Raw genomic sequence first — 16,013 nt, forward strand, 5'->3', positions numbered from 1 at the left:
AAAGAGATTGATATTTATCTCGCAAAAACGTTATAAACACTAATTATGCATCAATACGTGCATACTTGGCATTTTTCTCAATAAACTCCCGACGTGGTGCAACTTCATCCCCCATTAGCATAGAGAAAGTGTGATCACACTCGGCAGCATTTTCAATGGTTGCACGGCGCAAAGTACGGGTTGCAGGGTTCATGGTAGTGTCCCACAACTGTACGTCGTTCATCTCACCTAAACCTTTGTAACGCTGTACATGTACGCTATCCTCTTTACCGGCACCTTTAAGGCGCTGTATGGCGGTATTGCGCTGCTCATCGGTCCAGCAGTATTCAAACTCTTTACCTTTTTTAACCAGGTACAATGGCGGCGATGCTATGTACACATAACCGTGCTCAACCAGCTCTTTCATGTAACGGAAAAAGAAGGTCAAGATTAGCGTGGTAATGTGCGAGCCATCCACGTCAGCATCCGTCATGATTACGATTTTATGATAACGCAGCTTAGAAATGTTCAGTGCTTTGTCGTCCTCAGGCGTACCAATACTTACACCTAAAGCTGTAAACATGTTCTTGATCTCTTCATTCTCGTAGATCTTATGCTCCATTGCTTTTTCCACGTTCAGGATCTTACCCCTCAATGGCAATATAGCCTGAAAATCACGTGCACGGCCTTGTTTGGCTGTACCACCAGCCGAGTCACCTTCCACCAGGAATATTTCACAAACCGAAGGATCACTATTAGCACAATCGGCCAGTTTGCCAGGCAAGCCCGAACCTGTCATTACGCTTTTGCGTTGTACCATTTCGCGCGCCTTACGAGCAGCTGCACGGGCAGTAGCTGCCAAAATCACTTTGTTAACAATCAGTCTTGCCTCTTTTGGGTTTTCTTCCAGGTAAATTCCTAATACCTCACCCACGGCAACGTTAACCGCACCACTTACCTCACTGTTACCCAGTTTGGATTTAGTTTGGCCTTCAAACTGAGGCTCGGCTACTTTCACTGAAATAATTGCTGTTAAGCCCTCTCTGAAGTCATCGCCGGTAATATCAACCTTCACATTCTTTAGCAAGCCCGATTTATCAGCATAGGCTTTTAAAGTACGTGTTAAGCCCATTCTGAAACCGGCCACATGCGTACCGCCCTCAATAGTATTAATGTTGTTGACGTAAGAGTGAACGTTTTCGCTATAAGTTTCGTTGTATTGCAGGGCTAGTTCAACCGGTATGCCCTGTTTAATACCCTCTACATAAATAGGCTCAGGAATAATAGATGCACGGGTGCCGTCCAAAAATTTAACAAACTCTTTTAAGCCACCTTCAGAGTAGAACTCCTCTGTTGGGTGTGTACCATCATCTTCGGTAACGCGCTCGTCTGTTAACGTTAAGCGGATGCCTTTATTTAAGAAAGCCAGCTCGCGTAAGCGGGCGGCCAGTGTGTCATATTTATATTCTATGGTTTGGGTAAAAATTTCCGGATCGGGCTGAAACCATTGAATGGTACCCGTACGGTTTGATTCGCCAATGGCTTTTACCTCAAACATGGGTTTACCACGCTCGTACTCTTGGGTAAATACTTTACCCTCGCGGTGTACCAGTGTTATTAAATGGGTAGAGAGTGCGTTAACACAACTTACACCCACACCATGCAAACCGCCCGAAACCTTATAGGTATCTTTATCAAATTTACCACCGGCGTGTAATACGGTCATTACAATTTCAAGCGCGGATTTATTTTCTTTGGTATTGATACCTGTAGGAATACCACGGCCATTATCTTCAACAGTGATGGAATTTCCTTCGTGAATAGTAACCTTAATGGTATCGCAGTAACCAGCCATGGCCTCGTCAATCGAGTTATCAACCACCTCATATACCAGGTGGTGCAGGCCTTTTACGCCCGTATCGCCAATATACATGGAAGGTCTTTTGCGTACTGCTTCCAAGCCTTCCAGAACCTGAATATTATCTGCTGAGTAATTGGATCTGTCCTGAATTTCTTCGCTCATGTTTAAGTTTAAAAATAACTAACAAATATACGCTTTTTTGAGCAATTTAAACGTATGTTGATAACTTGGGCAGTCACACACAGGTCATTAAAAATGATTAGGATAGTGCGATTGAAATGATATATTTGTGAAATTTTTTTAATTGAGCAAGATGAAAACCCCGGCTTCGATGATATCGAAAATTACTTTAAGCTTATTACTGGCAGGAAGCTTAGCCGCCTGCAACCAGAACAAAACCGAAGAAAAAACTACAGCTGCCACACCAGCGGCAACCTCTGCTTCTGCAACACCTAAGGCTGAAGAAATTGTATTTGTAAACTCTGACTCATTGTTAACCAAGTACGATTACTTTAAAGACATGAGCGCGCGTTTGGAGAAAAAAGGCAAAGCTGCACAGGCCGACCTTGTGAACAGAGGCCAGGCTTTTCAACGTGAAGTGGCCGAGTATCAAAAAGCTGCTGCTACCATGCCTGCCGATCAGCGCCAGGCTACCGAGCAACGCCTGCAACGCAAACAGCAGGAATTACAAGCTTACCAGCAAAATGCAGGAGCCCAGGTACAAAATGACCAGGCCGGCGAGCAGGCTAAACTTTATGAAAAAGTTGCCGAGTTTTTGAAAACTTATGCTAAAGATAAAGGCTACAAGATGGTAATGACCTACCAAAAAGGCAACAGTGGTATTTTATACGGCGACCCAAGCCTGGATATAACCAGCGATGTGGTTAAAAAACTAAATGAGGCTTACGCTAAAGACAAAAAATAATAGCCTAACTCTCCCTGGAGGGATGGAACAAATATAGAGTGCCTTCTGCTGATCAAAAGCAGAAGGCATTATTTTTAACTACTAATTTTCACATTAAAGTCTTCCCTTCAGGGGGAGGACTTAGGAGGGGTTTATGAACCACGAAGAATTTATGCGCATGGCCATTGGCCTTTCAGAGCAAAATGTTGCGCTGGGATTGGGCGGTCCGTTTGGTGCCGTAATTGTAAAAGGTGATAAAGTTGTAGCGGCCAGCGGCAACAAGGTGGTACCCAGCAATGACCCTACTGCCCATGCCGAGGTATCGGCTATACGACTGGCCTGCCAGGAATTGGGAACCTTTAGTTTGGAAGGCTGCGTAATTTACACCAGCTGCGAGCCCTGCCCCATGTGCCTGGGCGCTATTTATTGGGCGCGGTTAGACAAGATATACTATGCCAACAACAAAAGTGATGCGGCTGCTATAGGCTTTGATGATCAGTTTATTTATGAAGAACTGGAGCGCCCGAAAGACCAACGCAAGTTACCCGTAGTAGAGTTACTGCGCGACGAAGCTTTAGGGGCATTTAAGGCTTGGGAAACTTCGGTATCGAAAACACATTATTAAAATGCGGGCTCGTAAAGCGGGAGCCAATCAACGAGCACTGTCATTTCGATAATGGCGAGAAATCTTTTCGAAGCGGTGAACCGATGAAAATTCCTTCGGGAAGATATCTTATTGTTGTTCGGGATGACAGTGACTTAAATAAATTACTTCTTATCTGAATGCCCTAAACTTTTTTCAGGGGCCACTACATCACGTACCAATTGTTTTAATTCTTTAATCTCCGGAAAACGGTCTTCAAGTTTACGGTTAAAGATCTCCTGATCGTTGACACGAATCACGTAACTGCCGCTCACCTCGCTCGGCTGCAATAACACGCCGTGCACATCATCAGTAAATGTGGTGAGCAGTTCTTGCGACATGTAGGCCGCCCGTAGCATCCAGCCGCACTTGGGGCAATATTCTATACTGATAGTCGGCTTCATTCGCTGTCCTCTTCGTCAGGTTTGGCAGGGGTAAAATAGCCGCCTTGCAAATCATCAATCTCACGGCGGTCGCGTTTGGTCGGTCGGCCTGCACCGCGGTCACGGCTTAGTACAGGTGCATGGAACATAGATTTAAAAGCCGTAGTTTGCTCAACGGGCGTAATATCATCATAAAACATTACAGCAGTTTTGGCATCAGTCCTGCTTTCCAGCAAACCCGTTACTTTCACCACTTTGCGTTCTAGCCCTTTAGATACATGGTATATCTCCCCTACCTTAACCTCGTGCGAGGGTTTGATATTGGTGCCATTTAATTTTACACGGCCAGCTTTACAGGCATCAGAGGCCAGCGTACGTGTTTTAAACAGGCGAATGGACCACAGGTATTTATCTATACGGAGCTTTTCTTTTTCAGGCATAGTACAAATTTAACACTATCTGCTTAAAATTGATTTAACGAACAGATAGTTTACCTTTTACCAACGCGCTAATGATACCCGCTAAAAAAACAAGCAGACTTAAAACAAACACAACAATTGCAAACCACATTAACGTTTGCTCATAAAAAATAGGCGACTTCCGCATAAAAGAATAATAGCGCCTGGGCCCGGCATAGTTGAATGTGCCGGCATAAAGCGCTGTAAATATGAATAGAACACTCAGTAGAACATGGCTTAACGCTATAAAACGGTTTACCGGTTTATTATAGCTGTCAAACAGTTCATATATAATACCATACCCAATTAACACCATTGCTGGTATACCAGACCACCACCACCAAGTTATAATGTAGTAAGTATCATTCATACTGATAACGAATTGCCAGGAAGAACTTAGCCAACCGAAAAATATAACAATTACCGCGGTTAAAATAAAAATGTATTGGGCTTTGACGTACTGCATTGCTGAGTAATGTAAGGTAGGGATAGTGCTTATTCGCGTGTTGATGATACAAGCGTTCCTAATATGCCTAAAATTCCCTTAATTTGCGAAAACTTTAATCATGCCCGCTACTTTAAAAAAAATGATCGAGGATGCCTGGGAAGACCGGGGATTACTCAATATGAATGAATATGTCAATGCGGTTGAAACCGTTATTGAGCGCCTTGATAAGGGCGAAATGCGTGTTGCCGAATTAATCACTAACCGCTGGCACGTAAACGACTGGGTTAAAAAAGCTGTTATCCTGTACTTCCCTATCATGCAAATGGAGGAGATAAAGGTAGGTCCGTTTGTGTTTCATGATAAAATGAAGCTAAAAACCGATTACAAGAAAACCGGCGTGCGTGTGGTGCCTCATGGTATTGCCCGTTATGGCGCTTACCTGGCCAAAGGCGTAATCATGATGCCATCATACGTAAACATAGGCGCCTATGTAGATGAAGGTACCATGGTAGATACCTGGGCAACAGTAGGTTCATGTGCACAAATTGGCAAGCATTGCCACCTGAGCGGTGGTGTAGGCATTGGTGGTGTACTGGAGCCAGTACAAGCGGCACCGGTAATTATTGAAGATAACTGCTTTATTGGTTCACGCGCTATTGTAGTAGAGGGCGTACATGTAGAACGCGAAGCCGTTTTAGGCGCCAACGTAGTATTAACTGCTTCTACTAAGATTATAGATGTTACCGGCGAAAAACCAGTTGAGTATAAAGGCCGCGTACCTGCCCGCTCGGTAGTTATTCCTGGCTCTTACACTAAAAAGTTCCCTGCCGGTGAATACCAGGTTCCTTGTGCTTTAATTATTGGCAAACGCAAAGAATCAACCGATAAAAAGACTTCATTAAACGATGCATTACGTGATAACAACGTAGCTGTATAATTAATCTTATTTCCTCATTGCGGGGAATGAAGCAATCGCTGCGGGGGGACATTTCTATTGTTCGTATCCAGCTCAGAGATTGCTTTGTTCCTCGCAATGCCGTTTTAACTTATAACCAATCTATGAACATCGGCTACGATGCCAAGCGAGCTTTTTTAAATAATACCGGCCTGGGTAATTACAGCAGGTGGTTGATCAAAGCTATGGCAACGTATTATCCTGATAACAGTTATTGGTTATACACGCCTAAAATAAAAGATAATCGGCATTTAGGCTCGTTACAAAGTTTGCTTAACACCAAATGCGTTGAGCCGGATAACAAATTTCTTTCTTCTTGGTGGCGCACAAAGGGTATAGTTAAAAATCTGAAAAGCGATGAGATTCAGTTATACCATGGGTTAAGTCATGAACTGCCTCTTGGCATTCAGCAAAGTGGCGTAAAAAGCGTGCTAACTGTGCACGATCTGATCTTTCTGCGCTTTCCGCATTATTACGGCTGGATAAACCGCACCATTTACAAAGTAAAAATTAAATACGCTTGTAAAGCGGCTAACCGTATAGTTGCCATTAGCCAAAAGACCAAAAACGACCTGATTGAATTACTCGGAGTCGATGCAGCTAAGATTGAGGTAGTATATCAAAACTGCGACCGGGCCTTTTCGCTACGTCAAAACGATAATTACAAAACCACCGTGCAAAAAAAATACAAGTTGCCTAAAAGGTTTCTGCTAACGGTTGGGACAATTGAGGAGCGTAAAAACCTGCTGCTGCTTGTCAAGTCGCTGCAATACACGCGGGGAAACATTCCTTTAGTTGTGGTTGGCAAGCCTACGCCTTATCTTGATCAAGTAAAAGCTTTTATAGAACAGCATCAGCTGGGCAATCGCGTAACTTTTTTGCATGAGGTGAGCTTTGATGAGCTGCCGGCTATATACCAGCTGGCAACCATATTTATTTACCCCTCACGCTACGAAGGGTTTGGCATACCTGTACTCGAAGCCTTGCACTCAGGTACACCTGTTATTGCTGCAACCGGCTCCTGCCTGGAAGAGGCTGGCGGCCCGGATAGCGTTTATGTTGATCCCGACAACGAGCACGACCTGGCTAAGAAGATAAACCGTGTTTGGAACATGCCCGCGCTGAGGCAAAACATGGCTTTGAAAGGCTTCGAATATTGTCATAACTTTGACGATGAAAAACTTGCCGGCCAATTAATGGCCCTGTACCAAAACACACTTACACATGCTTAGAGACGAGGTAAAAAAGGCTTTTGACGTTGTACAGCAAGGAGGTATTATTTTGTACCCTACCGATACTATTTGGGGTTTAGGGTGCGATGCTACCAATACCGAAGCCATAGAGAAGATATATAAACTAAAGCAGCGTGCTCAAGAAAAAAGCATGATTGTTTTGCTGGATACGGAGAACAAGCTGGAAAGCTATATACGTGAGGTACCGGCCATTGCTTATGATTTAATTGAGTTTGCAGAAAACCCGTTAACACTGGTTATGCCCGGCGCTAAAAATCTCCCACCGGCTCTTATTGCCGAGGACGGCAGCATTGGTGTGCGTGTCAGTAAACACCCCTTTTGCCAGCAACTTATACAACGCCTGCGCAAACCGCTGGTATCAACCTCTGCTAATATAAGCGGACAGCCATCGCCACAAAACTTTCAGCAAATATCGCCGGAAATTATTGATGGTGTGGATTATGTAGTTGATATCGACCAGCACGACCTTTCGGCCAAAAAGCCGTCTACCATCATGCGTTTGGATCCAAGCGGAAAGTTTGAATTTATCAGACGTTAAGTTTAATACCTGTATCATACCTTAAATTTTTTAAAGAACTTTTACGGGTATGCCTATTAATAACTAAGTTGTGTGTAAAACCATACCTGTCAGGGAAACATTTATTGCCAAGCTGCTGGCCAATTAGGATGAATCCAACGTTGCCGAACTTTTAACAACAATGACGAAATAGCAATCATCAATTATTACAGAGAAACAGTCACCAAACTAATTCTTATTTTCAATTTAGTAAGGCAAAATAAGTAAACAAAATGGGCTGGCTTCGTTATTAGCAACTGTCTATCAACGTTATAGCAGAAAACTGATAGAAGTGTATAAAAAACAGGCCGTTGTTTTTTAAAAAACACACATTTTATATACGCCCATCAGCAAATTTTGCAATTGTTAAGAAATGATAAATTTTTGTGCAAAAAAGGTGCTTTAACATCGTTTTAAAAGATGTTGTTACACTCTACCTAAGTACTTAGGTAACGAAATAGCTAGTTTTTCTAATCCCCGCCATAAATTAAAAGCTTAATTTTAACTGTCAGAAAGCACTATTTGCTTTACAATAGCTTATAAAACGGCCGAAGCATATTGTTTGGCTTATATATTGTAAATGCATGTTAACTGCTTACTTCAATTATTACAAACCTTTGTAAGACCAAGGAGTTAGGCAGCCATTAAACATAAGACTTATATATAGCGATGAATAGGATATTGGCGGTAGACGATGATCAGGATATTTTGGAAGTACTTCAGTTGATACTTGAAGATTCTGGCTATCAGGTTAACACCCTCTCTGACGGTCACCTACTTTTTGAAAAATTAAATGAGGAACTGCCTGACCTCATTTTGATGGATATTATGCTGAACGGCCTTGATGGCAGAGATCTTTGCAAGAATGTTAAGCTGAATATGAGAACGCACGATATTCCGGTGATCATGATATCAGCCAGTCATAATGTGTCTGACGTTCTGAAGCAGGAATGTGCTCCAGATGATTTCTTGGCTAAACCGTTTGACATCAATACACTACTCATTAAAATACAGCGCCAACTGGCTGCTTAACTCTAAAAGCCTTAACAAGCTGTTTCGGATACTTTAAATTTAATGTGCTGTAGGTAAACGCTTTGTTCCAGAAACTTTACCTACATATACCATCTAATCTTTACTTTCGTTAAAAATATGCTATCCGGTTTGTGAAAACATGCTACGGATTGCATTTTTGCATTTGCTTTTGTTAAACGCTTTCTATGATTAAACTCAAACCTATTGCCGCGTGTGCATTGCTGTTGGGCACGCTTACTGTAAAGGCCCAGCAAAACGCCTCGTTTCAAATATACCGCACTTACCATACCGCTACTACGCTGCTTAACAATGGTCAATATGTAGCCGCAGCCGAACAGTTTCGTCTAATCGAACAATCGCGCCTTAAGGCTGCCAATCAGCCTCAGTTTGAATCTGAACTTTCGTTGCTGAAGGAAAACGCACAATACTATGAAGCGCTTTGCGCGCTCGAACTCAATAATGATGATGCAGAAAGCATGTTTATGCGTTTCATTAAAGAGCACCCCGAAAATCCCTTAGCTAAACTGGCTTTTTATCAGATTGGTAAGTCATACGCCAAACAACACAAGTATGGCGATGCACTGCTATGGTTCAATAAAATTGATGGCAGCGAGTTAAGTGGCCGCGAATATGTTGAATACAAGTTTCGCAAAGGTTACGCATATTTCGAGCTGGCCGATTACCCAAACGCCCAACAGCAGTTTAGTGATATTAAGGATAAGAAATCGCAGTTCTCTGAAGATGCCACTTACTATTACGCCTACATTGCTTATTTGAACAAAGATTACCATGTAGCACTGGCCAGTTTTGAGAAACTTAAAAATTCAAAAAAGTACGAGAATAGCTATCCGTATTACATTACCGCAGTTTATTTTTTAGACAAGCGGTATGATGACGTCATCAATTACGCCATCCCTATTTTAAACAGCACACAACAACAGCACGAAACAGATATGCTGCGTATTGTGGGCGCCTCTTATTTTGCCAAAGCCGATTATGCAAACGCCGTAAAATATTACAGCCGTTTCCAGGAACGCGACTTAGGCAAAACACAAAACACGCAAGACAGCTACCAGATTGGCTATGCGTATTACAAAACAGGCAACAATGCTAAGGCTACAAAGGAACTGGAGAAACTGATTGATAAAAACGACGTTTACAGCCAAAGTGGTAATTACACTCTGGGCAGTATCTTTTTAAAGCTTAACAACAAACAAGCCGCCCGCAACGCATTCCAGGTTGCATCCAAGCTCGATTTTGACAAGCAGTTGCAAGAAGATGCCCTTTTTGAATATGCAAAGCTATCATACGAACTGGACTTTAACAACCAGGCTTTAGAGGCAACACGCCTGTACCTGCGCAATTATCCGCGTTCAAAACGTTTAGACGAAGTTAAAACGTTATTGGGCGAAGCGTTGCTCAATTCTAAAAATTATAAGGAGGCTGTTGAGATACTCGAACCCGTAGTTGCAACTAACCCCGGCGCTGCGGAAGCTTATCAAAAAGTGACTTATTACCGCGGCTTGGAATTTTACAATGAGCGTGCTTTTGAGAATGCCATAGGCATCTTCTTACGGTCTTTAAAACATCCGCGCGATGAGAAAATTACGGCGCTAACTACCTACTGGCTTGCCGAATCAATGTACGAGGTACGAAAGTATGGCGAATCTGTTGAGCAGTTTGAGGACTTTTTAGCTAACCCGGAAGCCAAGCAATCCGGGGTATATAACTACGCCAATTACGGTTTAGGCTACGCTGCTTTTGGCGATGAGCAATATAAAAAAGCGGCTACCTATTTTGAACGCTTTTTAGCAGGCGAGCCAAAGGATAAAAATACGATCAACGATGCTACAGCACGTATTGCCGACAGCTATTTTGTATTAAAGAGCTACAGCACAGCGTTGAACTACTATGATCGTTTGAGGAGCAGTGGCAGTCAAAGTCAGGACTATGCGCTGTTTCAACGCGGTATGATACAAGGCCTGCAATCGGCACCCGACGCAAAAATTAGCACCATGAATGATGTGCTGACGCGTTACCCGAATTCTGACTTCGCAGATGATGCCGCCTTCGAGATAGCTTATACCTACTTCCTGAAAAATGAGGGTGATAAAGCTAAGGCCGATTTGCAATCAATGATACAAAAGTATCCAAACAGCAGCTATGTACCACGCGCGTTGGTTACGATGGGGTTAATTGATTACAACGCCAACCAGGACGATTTGGCTGTAGAGTCATTTAAAAAAGTGGTACAAACCTACCCTTCTGCGCCAGAGGCTAAACAAGCGCTTAAGCAGATCGAAAAAATTTACACCGATAAGGGCGATGCACAAACCTTTATTAACTATGCCGGCACTACCCCGATTGGTAATTACAGCGCTGCTGAGCAGGAAAGCATTATGGCTACTGCCGCCAACAATTTGTATTTAAAAGGCGACTGGGCAGGTACCGTTGCTGCCGTAGGTGCTTATTACGATAAAGCCAAACGCCCTATTTACGATAAACAAATGCGCTTTATAAGGGCGCAAAGCTTAGTGAACTTAAACCGCCCGGATGAAGCAGTGGCCGATTACAATGTTATTTTGAACGATTGGACCAGCGCATACACTGAAAAATCGCTCATTAGCATGGCTAAGCTTTATATGGCGCAAAAGAAATATAACGAGGCGGTTGTATTCCTTAAACGTTTAGAAACCAATTCTGAATATAAAGCCGACTATACTTTTGCTATTAATAACCTGCTGCTGTGCTATGCACACATGGAAATGGCCGATGATGCCCTGCATTATGTTCAACTCGTTCGCGAAAACGAAAAATCATCCGAAGAGGATAAGTTTAAAACCGGATTGTACGCCGGCTTAGCTCACTTGGATAAAGGCGACACTACAGCCGCTGTAAAAGAGTTTAATTATACGGTTAACAATACCAAAACTGTAGCAGCTGCCGAAGCGAAATACAACGTTGCTTTAATTGAATATAAAAAGCGTAACTACAAAGCCTCGTTAAACACCTGCTTCGATTTAACCAAAAAATTATCCAATTACGACTACTGGCTAACCAAGGCTTACATTCTGATTGCTGACAACTACGCCGCATTAAAAGACACCTTCCAGGCTAAAGCTACCCTGCAAAGTGTAATTGAGAATTATAAGGGCGATGATGATATACTGCCTAAAGCTAAAGAGAAATTGCAAAAACTGAATGAGGCTACCGGCACCGCACCCGCCACCGGTACCGACCCCAACAAACAGGATTAATGAGCAATACCCAACCCATAGTCATGATAAAGAGACCTATATATATATTACTTACAATATTACTGGCTGCAAGTGCAACTGCACAGGCACAAGTGAAGCAACCGGCCAAAAAGCCGGCACAAAAATCTACTCAAAGCAAGCCGGCAGCAAAAAAGCTTGGAGATGCCGCAGCTAAAGCAAAACAGGATACCTCTAAAAAAGGAGGTCAAACAACGCCCGCTAATTCCGCTCAAAACGGCGGTAGCCTATCTGAAGAGATTGTGGTAACCACGGTTTACAAACCAGTACTGGCCGATGCCGTTAAAATACGCCGTAACCCGAACCTCGATGATACCCAACCGTACAAAGCCCCTTTGAGCTACACTACGCTTGATAAACGCCTGGAACAAAACAGTGATATACGCCAGTTGGAGGCCATGAAAATGCCTGCCGAACGCGACTCCTTACCCGCTAACAACTTTGTACGCGCCGGCTTTGGAAGCCTAAAAACAACTTTCGGCGAGGCATATTTTAATAATGGGCAAGATGAAGCGTTGCAGGTAGGTGCATTTTTAAAGCATTTCGGTCAGCAGGGCAACCTTCCTAAACAAAATGAAAGCCGCAGCGAGGTTGGTGTATTCGGCAAAAGTATTGGCGAGGCTAACACCATCACAGGGCGTGTAAACTATTTGCGTCGCAACAATTATTACTATGGCTATAATACACTGGCCCTAACAAACCCGGCAGCTGAACCAAGGAAGCAGCATTATAACACCCTAAGTGCCGAAGGTGAGTTGGCCCGCAATTACCAGGATACCGACCGCGTACTTACCTATGCCCTAAAGGTGAACGGCTACCTGTTTAACAATGCCTTTAAAGCAAAGGAAAACAACGTGGTTTTAAGCGGCTATTTAAATCAAACTATCAACCAATTTTATGCAGGCTTGGGTGCATCGTTAGACTTGGCCTCTCAAAAAGACAGCTTATATTCTTTAAACAACAGCTTTTTACGCTTAAACCCTTACTTAAAGTTTCAGGGCGATAATTATAAAATTGATGCAGGCGTAAATATTGCTCAGGAATTTGGCTTCTCATCGCGCTTCTTCATCTTTCCGGCCGTAAAGCTGGAGTTCCAGGTAATACCTGATTTTGTGCGCCTGTTTGCCGAAGCTAAAGGCGATGTGAATCGTACTTCTTTGCGCAATCTATCAGAAGCCAATCCGTTCCTCGACCAGAATATCGGTATTCAAAATTCGGTTGATAAGCTTGACATCACCGTGGGTTTGAAGGGCCGCATTATACCTGGCTTAGGGTTCAAAGCCGCTATCTTCCGCAACACGGTCTCTGATCTGCCGTTGTTTGTAAGTAATGTACAACCGGCCTTAACCGGCAACCAGCCTATACCGGGCACTTTGCACCGCTTTAACGTAGTTTATGATGATGGCCGCGCCCGCATCAGCGGCTTTAACGGTGAGCTGGATTACAAAGCTTCCGACGATGTAAATATCTTTGGACGTGTGGAGTTTCGCGATTATAAACTAGCCAGCCAGGCACAGCCCTGGAACCTGCCTAAGTTTAAATTAACAGCCGGTACCGCTATTCATATCAACGATAAAGTGGACATCAACGGTTCTTTACTTTTTAGAGGCACAACTAAAGATTTGCTTACCAATGAGCAGGTAGTTACCCTAAAATCGTTTGCCGATTTGAGCGGTGGTGTAAATTACAAAGCTACCAAGCAAATCTCGGTTTTTGTTCAGGTTAACAATATTTTAAACACTACATATCAAACTTACTTAAACTACCCCAACTACGGATTTAATATATTTGGCGGTGCAGGGTTCACTTTTTAACTATATTTGCCTCACCGCAAATTAAACCCCGGACATTATTAAAAAATGGATTTATCTGTTTACATCAGTGAGCTGCTTAACGAACAAGGCACTGTAAGCATCCCTCAGATAGGGGTGTTTAAGCAGGTTCGTAAAAGGGGCTACTATAATGCTGATGAAGGCAAACTGTATCCACCTTATTATGAAACCGAGTTTGAGCAACAACCGGTAGAGGATGAAAGCCTGTTACAATACCTGGTTGCTAAAAGCAAGGTATCGGGTGCATCGGCCAGGTATTTTATGGACCGCTATCTGCACAGCATTTTGCAACAAGCCGAAATAGGCGAAGTTATGTTGGGCAGATTAGGTTGGTTATCTAAAGAACAAGATACACTGAACTTCAGACCTGTACCTGATGTAGATACCAGTACCTCTCCATTTGGCTTCACACCAGTATCTGTTCAACCAGAGCCGGTTACAAATACAGCTGAGGAGCATTTACCAGACGATGCTCCTGTGGTGGCAGAGCCGCAACCTGCACCAGCTTTGCCACCCGTTAATACGCCCTTATTCTCAGTCGAAAAAGACGCTTTAAAAGCAGGCAATGCCATACCCGAAGGGCCGGTAACGGCAACCTCACCTCTGTTAAGGCAGTCTGTTAAACCTACAGCTCAACCAGCAAAACCAGTTGTGGAGCAACAGCCAGCCGACGTTAAACCAGCGGCTGAGCCCCAACCGATAGCAGTTGCAAACAGTACGGCAGAAACTAACAAACCATTCTACGCCAAGCCCTGGTTTTGGGGATTAGCAGCAGCTGTGCTTATTGCAACAGCAGTAGCGGTATTCTATTCAAAACAGAACGTCTCCACCCGTCCGGCTGTAGTAGCGTCGGACAATACAACAACGACTACACCAAGCATGGATTCTGTAGTGGTTAAAACACCAGTTAAAGCAGATACCGGCACCGAACAGCACCAAACACCAATAACGCCAGATACATCTGCACAAAAACAAGCCTTACCGGCTTCAACCGAGTATGCTCCCGAGGTGGAAACGCCTGTTGCAACTGGTAAAAACAACACTTCGGTAGTATTGGCCAACCCTAAGGGTTACAACAATGTGCTCATGAGCGGCGCTTTCAGCAACGAGGCAGAAGCCATTAAAGTTGTAAACCGTTACAAGGCCGTAGGCATTAATGCTGGCATTGTTAAAGACTTTAATCCAACTAAATACGTTAAGGTTGGACTTGGATTTTATAAAACCTATGCCGAAGGACAGGCAGCTAAAGTAAGACTCGTGAAACTGAAACACCTCAGAAGCAGCGATCTTTATGTTGAAACTAAAAGAAATAAAAAGAAATGATGCTATTTATGCTGTTACAGGATACAGCTCAAAATGTTGTTGATTCGGTAAACCGTGCAGCACTGCCTGCCACCACTGCCGCCCCTGTTGATGATTTACGCTTTGGCGATCTGCTTATAAAAGGTGGATGGGTTATGGTTCCTATCGGAATACTGGCCGTTTTAGGTTTGGTTATATTTTTTGAGCGTTATTTTACCATCCGTAAGGCCGCTAAAGATGAATCGAACCTGATGAGCCAGATCCGGAGCAGTATAACATCGGGTAAATTGGACTCGGCCGTTGCGGTTGCCCGTAATAGTAATACGCCGCTAGGCCGCATGCTGCAAAAAGGTTTGCTGCGCATTGGCCGGCCTATTAAAGACATTGAAGGCGCTATTGAAAACGTTGGCAAAATTGAAGTAGCCAAACTGGAAAAAAACATTGGCATTATTGGCATCGTGGCCGGTATTGCGCCCATGTTCGGCTTTTTAGGTACCATTGCCGGTGTAATTAAGATCTTTTATGATATCTCTAAAACAGATAACATTAGTATGGGCGTTATATCAGGAGGTTTGTATGTAAAAATGGTGACCTCAGCAGCTGGTTTATTTGTGGGCATAGTAGCTTATGTATGCTACCACATCCTGAACATGATGGTGGAGAAGGTAATTTTGAAACTGGAGACTGACGCCATTGAATTTATTGATCTGTTAGAAGAGCCCAGCAAATGAACCTGAGAAAAAAACATAGCCGTGCATCAGCCGAGGTACATACCTCGGCCATGAATGATATTATGTTCTTTTTGTTGCTGTTCTTTTTGATAGCTTCAACTGTTACCAATCCTAACGTAATCAAATTGATGCTGCCCAAGTCTTCATCAGGCCAGGCGGTATCTAAAAAAACCATTACTGTTTCGGTTACGCAAGACTTAAGGTATTACGTGGAGAAGAAAGAAGTAGCGGTTGATGCTTTACAACCTACATTAGCCGGTTACAAAAACATAGCCAGCGAACTGACTATTGTACTGCATGTTGACCGCACGGTTGCTATACAGGATGTGGTACAGGTGATGGACATAGCACAGAAATTGAATATTAAACTGGTATTAGCCACCGAGCCTAAATAACAGGAT

At 43.4% G+C, this 16,013-nt stretch carries 15 protein-coding genes; 11 read left to right on the top strand and 4 right to left on the bottom strand.

Going from position 1 to position 16,013, the window contains the following annotated elements:
• Window positions 1-43: 43 nt before the first annotated feature.
• Window positions 44-2,002: a DNA topoisomerase (ATP-hydrolyzing) subunit B gene (gene gyrB, locus ABDD94_RS16585; protein WP_345953187.1), complete on the bottom strand. Its 1,959-nt coding sequence runs from the start codon at window positions 2,000-2,002 to the stop codon at window positions 44-46.
• A gap of 151 nt (window positions 2,003-2,153) precedes the next feature.
• On the opposite strand from gyrB, the gene ABDD94_RS16590 reads away from it, so the two are divergent.
• Both ABDD94_RS16590 and ABDD94_RS16595 read left to right on the top strand, forming a co-directional pair.
• On the top strand, window positions 2,154-2,765 hold the full coding sequence (locus tag ABDD94_RS16590; protein ID WP_345950980.1) for an OmpH family outer membrane protein: 612 nt from the start codon (window positions 2,154-2,156) through the stop codon (window positions 2,763-2,765).
• A gap of 133 nt (window positions 2,766-2,898) precedes the next feature.
• Entirely contained in the window at window positions 2,899-3,369 is a 471-nt protein-coding gene (locus tag ABDD94_RS16595) for a nucleoside deaminase (RefSeq protein ID WP_345953188.1), read from the top strand.
• A gap of 143 nt (window positions 3,370-3,512) precedes the next feature.
• On the opposite strand, the gene ABDD94_RS16600 is transcribed toward ABDD94_RS16595, so the two are convergent.
• The 3 genes from ABDD94_RS16600 to ABDD94_RS16610 are packed head-to-tail and all read right to left on the bottom strand — an operon-like array spanning window position 3,513 to window position 4,598.
• Window positions 3,513-3,791, bottom strand: coding sequence for a SelT/SelW/SelH family protein (locus ABDD94_RS16600; RefSeq protein WP_345953189.1), 279 nt, complete (start codon window positions 3,789-3,791; stop codon window positions 3,513-3,515).
• Complete coding sequence (locus ABDD94_RS16605) at window positions 3,788-4,210, bottom strand: RNA-binding S4 domain-containing protein (RefSeq protein WP_345950977.1); 423 nt, start codon at window positions 4,208-4,210, stop codon at window positions 3,788-3,790. The genes ABDD94_RS16600 and ABDD94_RS16605 overlap by 4 nt, the downstream gene beginning before the upstream one ends.
• A 34-nt stretch (window positions 4,211-4,244) precedes the next feature.
• Window positions 4,245-4,598 (bottom strand): hypothetical protein, encoded by a 354-nt coding sequence (locus tag ABDD94_RS16610; protein ID WP_345953190.1) that lies wholly within the window; start codon window positions 4,596-4,598, stop codon window positions 4,245-4,247.
• Between the two features lie 196 nt (window positions 4,599-4,794).
• On the opposite strand from ABDD94_RS16610, the gene ABDD94_RS16615 reads away from it, so the two are divergent.
• The 9 genes from ABDD94_RS16615 (at window position 4,795) to ABDD94_RS16655 (ending at window position 16,007) form a co-directional block, all read left to right on the top strand.
• A complete protein-coding gene (locus tag ABDD94_RS16615) occupies window positions 4,795-5,613 on the top strand; it encodes a 2,3,4,5-tetrahydropyridine-2,6-dicarboxylate N-succinyltransferase (RefSeq protein WP_345953191.1) in 819 nt (272 codons plus the stop codon).
• A 122-nt stretch (window positions 5,614-5,735) separates the two neighbouring features.
• Complete coding sequence (locus ABDD94_RS16620) at window positions 5,736-6,863, top strand: glycosyltransferase family 1 protein (protein WP_345953192.1); 1,128 nt, start codon at window positions 5,736-5,738, stop codon at window positions 6,861-6,863.
• Complete coding sequence (locus tag ABDD94_RS16625; protein ID WP_345950974.1) at window positions 6,856-7,422, top strand: L-threonylcarbamoyladenylate synthase; 567 nt, start codon at window positions 6,856-6,858, stop codon at window positions 7,420-7,422. Before ABDD94_RS16620 ends, ABDD94_RS16625 begins: the two co-directional genes overlap by 8 nt.
• Before the next feature lie 687 nt (window positions 7,423-8,109).
• Window positions 8,110-8,472, top strand: a complete 363-nt coding sequence (locus ABDD94_RS16630) for a response regulator (RefSeq protein ID WP_345953193.1) — start codon at window positions 8,110-8,112, stop codon at window positions 8,470-8,472.
• 185 nt (window positions 8,473-8,657) lie between these two features.
• Window positions 8,658-11,729, top strand: a complete 3,072-nt coding sequence (locus ABDD94_RS16635; protein WP_345953194.1) for a tetratricopeptide repeat protein — start codon at window positions 8,658-8,660, stop codon at window positions 11,727-11,729.
• 23 nt (window positions 11,730-11,752) lie between these two features.
• On the top strand, window positions 11,753-13,561 hold the full coding sequence (locus ABDD94_RS16640) for a hypothetical protein (RefSeq protein ID WP_345953195.1): 1,809 nt from the start codon (window positions 11,753-11,755) through the stop codon (window positions 13,559-13,561).
• 45 nt (window positions 13,562-13,606) lie between these two features.
• A complete protein-coding gene (locus ABDD94_RS16645; RefSeq protein WP_345953196.1) occupies window positions 13,607-14,902 on the top strand; it encodes a hypothetical protein in 1,296 nt (431 codons plus the stop codon).
• Complete coding sequence (locus ABDD94_RS16650; protein ID WP_345950969.1) at window positions 14,899-15,612, top strand: MotA/TolQ/ExbB proton channel family protein; 714 nt, start codon at window positions 14,899-14,901, stop codon at window positions 15,610-15,612. The genes ABDD94_RS16645 and ABDD94_RS16650 overlap by 4 nt, the downstream gene beginning before the upstream one ends.
• A complete protein-coding gene (locus ABDD94_RS16655) occupies window positions 15,609-16,007 on the top strand; it encodes a biopolymer transporter ExbD (protein WP_345950968.1) in 399 nt (132 codons plus the stop codon). Before ABDD94_RS16650 ends, ABDD94_RS16655 begins: the two co-directional genes overlap by 4 nt.
• Window positions 16,008-16,013 lie beyond the last annotated feature (6 nt).

It is taken from the genome of Mucilaginibacter sp. PAMB04168 (assembly GCF_039634365.2).
GTDB lineage: Bacteria > Bacteroidota > Bacteroidia > Sphingobacteriales > Sphingobacteriaceae > Mucilaginibacter.

Excerpts from the sequence above, each read along its gene's own strand:
- ABDD94_RS16645 (WP_345953196.1), top strand. The coding sequence starts at position 13,607 with ATGGATTTATCTGTTTACATCAGTGAGCTGCTTAACGAACAAGGCACT.
- ABDD94_RS16610 (WP_345953190.1), bottom strand. The coding sequence starts at position 4,598 with ATGAATGATACTTACTACATTATAACTTGGTGGTGGTGGTCTGGTATA.
- ABDD94_RS16635 (WP_345953194.1), top strand. The coding sequence starts at position 8,658 with ATGATTAAACTCAAACCTATTGCCGCGTGTGCATTGCTGTTGGGCACG.
- ABDD94_RS16620 (WP_345953192.1), top strand. The coding sequence starts at position 5,736 with ATGAACATCGGCTACGATGCCAAGCGAGCTTTTTTAAATAATACCGGC.
- ABDD94_RS16595 (WP_345953188.1), top strand. The coding sequence starts at position 2,899 with ATGAACCACGAAGAATTTATGCGCATGGCCATTGGCCTTTCAGAGCAA.
- ABDD94_RS16650 (WP_345950969.1), top strand. The coding sequence starts at position 14,899 with ATGATGCTATTTATGCTGTTACAGGATACAGCTCAAAATGTTGTTGAT.
- ABDD94_RS16590 (WP_345950980.1), top strand. The coding sequence starts at position 2,154 with ATGAAAACCCCGGCTTCGATGATATCGAAAATTACTTTAAGCTTATTA.
- ABDD94_RS16615 (WP_345953191.1), top strand. The coding sequence starts at position 4,795 with ATGCCCGCTACTTTAAAAAAAATGATCGAGGATGCCTGGGAAGACCGG.
- ABDD94_RS16630 (WP_345953193.1), top strand. The coding sequence starts at position 8,110 with ATGAATAGGATATTGGCGGTAGACGATGATCAGGATATTTTGGAAGTA.
- ABDD94_RS16625 (WP_345950974.1), top strand. The coding sequence starts at position 6,856 with ATGCTTAGAGACGAGGTAAAAAAGGCTTTTGACGTTGTACAGCAAGGA.
- ABDD94_RS16640 (WP_345953195.1), top strand. The coding sequence starts at position 11,753 with ATGATAAAGAGACCTATATATATATTACTTACAATATTACTGGCTGCA.
- ABDD94_RS16605 (WP_345950977.1), bottom strand. The coding sequence starts at position 4,210 with ATGCCTGAAAAAGAAAAGCTCCGTATAGATAAATACCTGTGGTCCATT.
- ABDD94_RS16655 (WP_345950968.1), top strand. The coding sequence starts at position 15,609 with ATGAACCTGAGAAAAAAACATAGCCGTGCATCAGCCGAGGTACATACC.
- ABDD94_RS16600 (WP_345953189.1), bottom strand. The coding sequence starts at position 3,791 with ATGAAGCCGACTATCAGTATAGAATATTGCCCCAAGTGCGGCTGGATG.
- gyrB (WP_345953187.1), bottom strand. The coding sequence starts at position 2,002 with ATGAGCGAAGAAATTCAGGACAGATCCAATTACTCAGCAGATAATATT.